This is a genomic window from Pseudomonas sp. MWU347, from assembly GCF_017947305.1.
Lineage (GTDB): Bacteria > Pseudomonadota > Gammaproteobacteria > Pseudomonadales > Pseudomonadaceae > Aquipseudomonas > Aquipseudomonas putida_A.
In genome coordinates, this window is record NZ_JAFGZB010000005.1 from 398844 (window position 1) to 406201 (window position 7358).

Below are 7358 nucleotides of genomic sequence, written 5' to 3' on the forward strand. Positions count from 1 at the left end.
CGAGACTCGCAATGAACAGTGAACTGCGTCGATTTTCCTTGAAGGCGCTGCCGGCGCTGATGCTCACCGCCCTCGCCGCCGGCCTGCTGCCGGGCGCCGCGCAGGCCGCCACCCCGCCTGCGCCGGGCAAGGTGTTCAAGGACTGCAAGGACTGCCCGGAAATGGTCGTGCTGCCCACCGGCACGTTCACCATGGGCACCCCGGAGGATGAGGTCGGCCGCGAGCCGGATGAAGGGCCGCTGCACCCGGTTACGTTTGCCAAACCGCTGGCGATCAGCCGTTTCCAGATTCTGCGCGGCGAGTGGGACGCCTACCTCAAGGACAGCGGCTACAAAATGCCCGACGGCGACACTCGCCCCGGTCGCGCCTGCAAGGCCGGGATCCCGGATTATCAGGGCAGCGACCCGCGCAAGCAGTACACCGACAAGCACCCGGCGGTGTGCATGGATTTCCCGGAGGTCGAAGCTTACGTGGCCTGGCTGTCGAAGAAGACCGGCCAGCAATACCGGCTGGTCAGCGAGTCGCTGCGTGAATACGCCGCCCGCGCCGGCAGCTCCGGGCCCTTCCCCTTCCCGTTCGACGAGGGCAAGGAATACAGCATCGCCAAACACGCCAACACCTACGGCGCCGCCGATGGCTACAACTTCACCGCGCCGGCCGGCAGCTTCCCGGCCAATGCCTTCGGCGTCTACGACATGCACGGCAATATTTATGAGTGGACCGCCGATTGCTACAACGAGAACTACGTCGGCGCGCCAAGCGATGGCAGTGCCTGGTTAAGCGGCAAGTGCGACGTGCGGCGTATCCGTGGCAACGACTGGGGCGAGGCCCCGGTGTTCTCGCGCTCCGGCAACCGCAACGCCACTTACACCGACACCCGTGGCGACTGGATCGGCTTCCGGGTCGCCCGTGATCTGTAACGCCATCGCCCGGCTAAATTAGCCGTCCTGCCAGTCGTTCTAAAAGTGGGCGCGATCCTCCATGGCGCGCCCACCGCCCTCTACGTCATCCAGGCGAACCCACGCGCAGTGCCGGTGTTCGCCGCTCCTTCAAGCAGGGAACCTCCATGAGCAAACCAACACGCGGGGTGATCAATGAATTGTTCGCCCTGCTCAAACCCTTTCGACTGATCGTCAGCGTGTCGATCCTGCTCGGCATGGTCGGTGGCCTGAGCGTCACCGCGCTGCTGGCGACCATCAACAACGTGCTGCACGCCGAGGGCGCACTGACCAGCACGATGGTCGCGGTGTTTGCCGGCCTGTGCCTGCTGGCGCTGACCAGCTCGATCTTTTCCGACATCGGCACCAATTTCGTCGGCCAGCACATCATCGCCAAATTGCGCAAAGAGCTGGGCGAGAAAGTCCTTTCGGCGCCGATCGAGCAGATCGAGCGCTATCGCAGCCATCGGCTGATTCCGGTGCTGACCCACGATGTCGACACCATCAGCGACTTCGCTTTCGCCTTTGCGCCGCTGGCGATTTCCCTGACCGTGACCCTCGGTTGCATGGGCTACCTGGCGATGTTGTCGTGGCCGATGTTCCTGATGATGGCCGTGGCGATCCTGATCGGCACGGTCATTCAGTACATTGCGCGCGGGCGTGGCATGCAGGGTTTCCTCAAGGCCCGCGACTACGAAGACGAGTTGCAGAAGCACTATCACGCAGTCGCCGAGGGCGCCAAGGAACTGCGCATCCACCGCCCGCGCCGGCATCGCATGTTCGTCTCGGGCATCGAAGGCACGGCCGACAAGATCTGCGACACGCAGGTGCGTTCGGTGAACATTTTCGTGGTCGCCAAGACCCTGGGTTCGATGCTGTTCTTCGTGGTGATCGGCCTGGCGCTGGGCCTGCAATCGCTGTGGCCGAGCGCCGACAAAGCGGTGATGAGCGGCTTCGTGCTGGTGCTGCTGTACATGAAAGGGCCGCTGGAACACATCATTGGCACCTTGCCGATCGTCAGTCGTGCGCAAATCGCGTTCCGCCGGATCGCCGATCTGTCCGAGCAATTCTCCTCGCCCGAGCCGCACCTGCTGCTCAGCGACCAGGGCCATCAAAAGACCCCGGTGCACAGCCTGGAGCTGAACGATGTCTCGTACAGTTTCCCGACGGTAGAAGGCGCCAAGCCGTTCCGGTTGGGGCCGGTGAACCTGAAAATCGAACAAGGCGACATCATTTTCATCGTCGGCGAAAACGGCTGCGGCAAGACCACGCTGATCAAGTTGCTGTTGGGCCTGTACGCGCCGCAGCAAGGCGAAATCCGCCTCAACCAGCAGCTCGTCGATGCCGCCAACCGCGACGATTACCGCCAGTTGTTCACCACGATCTTCGCCGACTATTACCTGTTCGACGACGTGGTTCAGGGCGATACGCATATCCCGGAAGACGCCAACCAATACCTGGAGCGCCTGGAAATTGCGCACAAGGTCAGTGTGCGTAACGGCTCGTTCACCACCACCGACCTGTCCACCGGCCAGCGCAAGCGTCTGGCCCTGATCAACGCCTGGCTGGAAGAGCGTCCGGTGCTGGTGTTCGACGAGTGGGCCGCCGATCAGGACCCGACTTTCCGGCGGATTTTCTACACCGAGCTGCTGCCGGACCTGAAGCGTCTGGGCAAGACCATCATCGTCATTTCCCACGACGATCGCTACTTCGATGTCGCCGACCAACTGGTGCGCATGAGCGCCGGCAAAGTGGTCACTGAGCTGCAACCCGCCTGACTGTGAAAATTTTGTAAAAAAATTGCGTTGAGCTTTCCGGTTTTCGGAAGGCTCAACGTCTTACTAACAGTTAATAGAAATAGTTCTCAGTCAACACTTTGAAGAGTAGAAGAACAATGCCCGCACCGCACGGACTCCACCCGCTCGCCAAGGCCCTGCTGATCCGCCGCTCCTTCCGTTGCACCTTGCCCGCGTTCTGCGCCATGGCCCTGACTGTGCCGATGATCGGCCAGGCCCAGGCCGCCGCCGTGGCGATCAATATTCCTGCACAGTCGCTGGGGAGCGCCTTGCAGGAATTCGGTCGCCAGACCAACCTCCAAGTGCTTTACAGCCCGGATGAAGTCAGCGGCCTGCGCAGCAGCGCCGTCAGTGGCAACCTGGAACCGACCGCCGCCATCGCGCAACTGCTGCAAGGCACCAACATCGCCTACAGCGTCGAAGGCAACAACGTCGCCTTGCGTTCACGCAGCAGCGGCGGCGCCAGCCTCGATCTGGCCCCGACCAGCATTTCCGCCACCGCCGAATCGGCCTGGGGCCCGGTAGACGGGATCGTCGCCAAGCGCAGCGCCACCGGTTCGAAGACCGATTCGTCGCTCAAGGAAATCCCGCAGACCATCAACGTCGTCACTCAAGACGAAATCAAGATGCGCGGCTCGAAGACCGTCACCGAAGCCCTGCAATACACGCCGGGCATGACCGGCGGCGGTTTCTCGGACCGGGTGAAGATCTTCGACGAACCGACGTCCCGTGGTTTCTCCCCTACTCCGCTGTACCTCGACGGCCTGCACATGCCTTACGGCGGCGGCAGCACCGGCGGTTCGCTGCAGATCGACCCGTACACCCTGGAGCGCGTCGAAGTGCTCAAGGGTCCGGCCTCGGTGCTGTACGGCCAGAACCAGCCGGGCGGTATCGTCAACATGGTCAGCAAGCGTCCGACCGCGACCCCGCTGCACGAAGTGAAGCTCGGTGGCGGCAGCTATGACCGCAAGTACGGTGCCTTCGACCTCGGCGGCCCGATCGACGATCAAGGCGAATTCCTCTATCGCCTGACCGGCGTGGTCAACGACAGCGGCTCGGCCATCGACTACGCCAGCCAGAACCGCATGCTGCTGGCGCCAAGCCTGACCTGGCTGCCCAACGATCAGACCACCATCACCGTGTTCGGTCAGTACCAGAAAGACCACGATGTACCGGAAGCTCAGGGCCTGCCCGCCAACGGCACCGTACATCGCAGCCAGGCCGGGCGCATCAGCCGCAGCCTGTTCCTCGGCGAGCCGGACGTGAACAAGTACCACCGCGAGCAGTTCGTCGTCGGTTACGAGATCGCCCACGAACTCAATGACGTCTGGACCCTGAAGCAGAACGCGCGTTACGCCGACATCAACGACCAGTACGTGGCGCCGCTGCACGGTTATGCGTTCCCGACCAACCCGGTTACCGGCCTCAACGACGGCAGCTACCAGAGCCGTTATGCGGTGGACTGGTCGCAGCACAACAAGGTCTACGGCATCGATAACATTGCCCAGGCCAAGTTCCACACCGCCGACGTCGAGCACACCGTGCTGCTGGGTGTGGACTACTACCACTACAATTCGAAATTCCTCGGCCTGTACGACCGCACCGCTCCAGGTCTGGATCTGTACAACCCGGTGTATGGCAGCCAGATCAATTTCCGTCAGCCGTACAAATGGGACAACACCATCACCCAGACCGGCCTGTACGCTCAGGATCAACTGCGCTGGAACCAGTGGTTCCTGACCCTCGGCGGTCGTTATGACTTCGCCGAAACCGACAACAAGCAACCGCTGAGCGGCGGCCACAGCAATCAGAAGGACGAGAAGTTCACCGGGCGTGCCGGCCTGGGCTACGAGTTCGACAACGGCATCACGCCGTACGTCAGCTACGCCGAATCGTTCCTGCCGCAAACCGGTACCGACATGAGCGGCGGCGCCTTCGAACCGACCACCGGCAAGCAGTACGAAGTCGGCGTCAAGTACGAGCCGAAGGCCATCGACGGCTTCATCCAGCTGTCGGCGTACCAGATCGACCAGGACAATATGCTCACCACCGACCTCAACAACCCGGGCTTCAGCACCCAGAGCGGCTCCGTGCGTTCGCGCGGTATCGAGCTGGAAGGCAAGGTCAACGTCACCCGCAACCTGCGCGTGCTGGCGGCGGTGTCGCGTAACCAGACCAAGTGGGAGAAAGACAACGACGGTCGCGAAGGTCGCACTCTGGCCATGCGTCCACCGCTGACCGCCTCCGCGTGGGTCAACTATGACTTCGACATTTCCACCGCCCTCGCCGGTTTCGGCATGGGTCTGGGCGCCCGTTACGTGCGCAGCAGCTACGGTTCGGATTACGAGTCGGACTCGTTCCAGATTCCGTCCTATACCGTGTATGACGCCATGGTCTCTTACGACCTGGAGAAATCGCCGCTGCATGTCAAAGGCGTGAAGCTGCAAGCCAATCTGCAGAACCTCACCGACGAGAAATACGTTGCCGCGTGCAACGGTACCCTCGATTGCTACTACGGCGAAGGCCGGACCATGACTGCTGACGTGACCTACAACTGGTAATACGTTTAGCGCGCTCTGAAACGCCGGCATTTGCTGGCGTTTTTTTTGGGGGGCTGATTGGGGCTTGGCGGCCTTTGGGCCGACCAGGCTCTTGGGGTTTTGGGTGAATATCCGTTGCTGCGGTAACGGCCTCCTATGGTTCCGCCCTTACGGCGGGTCACTTTTTCCAAACGCCGAAAAAGTAACCAAAAAGGCTTCCCCCGGCGTACGGCACTTCGCTGAGGCTCAGTGTTCCCTCGCTACGGTGTCCATCCGGGGGCATCGCCTCCGGTTTGCTTCGCTGCACCTCCTCTCGATGTATGCGGCTACGCCGCATGGCGCTGCGCGCCTAACCCCCGGATGGACACCTACGCTCGGCCTGCCGAAGGGGCAAAAGATCAAAAGCCACATCAAGAGCCAAAGCCAAAGCCAAAGCCAAAGCAGATCAAAAGATCGCAGCCTTCAGCAGCTCCTGCGTGGGATTGGGTGTTTTCAGTTGGAGTTTGGTCGGCTGGCAGGCCGCCTGCGCGAGCAAGCCCGCTCCCACAGTCGGATTGAGTGCATTCAGTTGGAGTTTGGTCGACTGGCAGGCCGCCTTCGCGAGCAAGCTCGCTCCCACAGGGGGATGGGGTGTGGTCAGTTAGAGACTGGTCGGCTCGCAGGCCGCCATCGCCAGCAGGCTGGCTCCTACAGAAAAGCAAAAGCCGAGCGCTCGCTTTTCCACCAATCAACACAATGAGCGTTAGCTCGAGTACCGCTTTTGATCTGAGGGCCCGTCGGCAGGCTGAGTGCAGGGATTTATCCGGGGGTGGGAGCGCAGCGACCGTTTGGCGCAGCCAAACACAGCGAGAGGAGGTGCAGCGAAGCAAACCGTAGGCGCTGCCCCCGGATGAATACCGGAGCGAAGGAACCCGAGCCTAAGCGAGGGCCGAACGTCAGGGCATAGACCTTTTGGTTACTTTTGGGGCGTTTGCCAAAAGTGACCCGCCGTAAGGGCGGAACCCTAGGTGGCCGTTACCGCAGCAACGGATATTCACCCGCCCACCCTCCCACCCCGTCAAGCCAAATCAAACACCTCTACCAAGCGCCCAGCAATCAACCCCAGCGCCTCTTCAGCCTCATCAACAATCGCCCCCATCCGCATAAAGTCATGGGTCATGCCCGAGTACACCTGCAAATCCACAACAACCCCCGCCGCCTGCAAATGCCAGGCATACGCCACCCCCTCATCATGCAACGGATCACACTCGGCCAACACCATCAGCACCGGCGCGACATCGGCCGGAACTTCGCCGAGCAACGGCGAGAAACGCGGATCGAGACGATCGCTGGCATCACGCTGATAGTGCGCGTAGAACCACTGCAGCGAAGCCTTCTCCAGCAGATAACCTTCGGCGAAACGCTCGATCGAAGGCGTGCTGCGACTGGCATCGGTGACCGGATAAATCAGCACCTGCAAACGCGGCTGCACAGCGGCATCCGTCAGTTGCGCAGCCAGCACCGTGGCCAGGCTGCCACCAACGCTGTCACCGGCAATCGCCAGCCGCGCCGTGTCGATGCCCAAGTCAGCAGCACTCGCCACCAGCCAGTCCCAGGCATCGCGGGCGTCGTCGGCCGCTGTCGGGAAACGATGTTCCGGTGCCAGTCGATACGCCACCGACAGCACCACACAATCCGCCAGCAAGGCCAGCGCGCGGCACAGCGAATCATGCGAGTCGAGGCTGCCGACCACATAGCCGCCGCCATGGAAATACAACAGTGCCGGACGTCCGGCGCCCGCCTGCAACGGATGATTGCTGTAGATCCGTGCGTTCAACAGTGCACCGTCACGCACCGGCAATTGCAGCTCATCCACCACGGCCAGTTCTTCACCGCCGGCGTCCATCAGCAACGATGACTGATCGAATTGTTCACGGGCCTCGCTCGGGGTCAGCTCATGCATGCCGACGCGTTTGCCACTGGCCCGGCCGTTGCCGACCAATTGCAGAAATGCGGCGATATCAGGATTCAATGACATTCAAATCTCCAAAGCGATCGGGCGCCATCAGCGCCCGATCGGTTTTGCTTGGGTTTCACAGCAGGTT

General features: G+C 61.7%; 5 protein-coding genes. 3 read left to right on the forward strand and 2 right to left on the reverse strand.

The window, feature by feature from the left end; translation table 11 throughout:
• The first annotated feature begins 11 nt into the window (after positions 1-11).
• The 3 genes from KCG87_RS13645 to KCG87_RS13655 all read left to right on the forward strand — a co-directional run bounded on the left by KCG87_RS13645 (position 12) and on the right by KCG87_RS13655 (position 5295).
• Positions 12-920 (forward strand): formylglycine-generating enzyme family protein, encoded by a 909-nt coding sequence (locus KCG87_RS13645; RefSeq protein ID WP_210557508.1) that lies wholly within the window; start codon positions 12-14, stop codon positions 918-920.
• Between the two features lie 146 nt (positions 921-1066).
• Positions 1067-2716: a cyclic peptide export ABC transporter gene (locus KCG87_RS13650; protein ID WP_210557506.1), complete on the forward strand. Its 1650-nt coding sequence runs from the start codon at positions 1067-1069 to the stop codon at positions 2714-2716.
• A gap of 116 nt (positions 2717-2832) precedes the next feature.
• Positions 2833-5295, forward strand: coding sequence for a TonB-dependent siderophore receptor (locus tag KCG87_RS13655; protein WP_139055704.1), 2463 nt, complete (start codon positions 2833-2835; stop codon positions 5293-5295).
• A 424-nt stretch (positions 5296-5719) separates the two neighbouring features.
• Here KCG87_RS13655 and KCG87_RS13660 read toward each other — a convergent pair whose 3' ends face one another.
• Positions 5720-5881 (reverse strand): hypothetical protein, encoded by a 162-nt coding sequence (locus KCG87_RS13660; protein ID WP_210557505.1) that lies wholly within the window; start codon positions 5879-5881, stop codon positions 5720-5722.
• A gap of 450 nt (positions 5882-6331) precedes the next feature.
• Positions 6332-7291, reverse strand: coding sequence for an alpha/beta hydrolase (locus tag KCG87_RS13665; RefSeq protein WP_210557503.1), 960 nt, complete (start codon positions 7289-7291; stop codon positions 6332-6334).
• Positions 7292-7358: the final 67 nt, after the last annotated feature.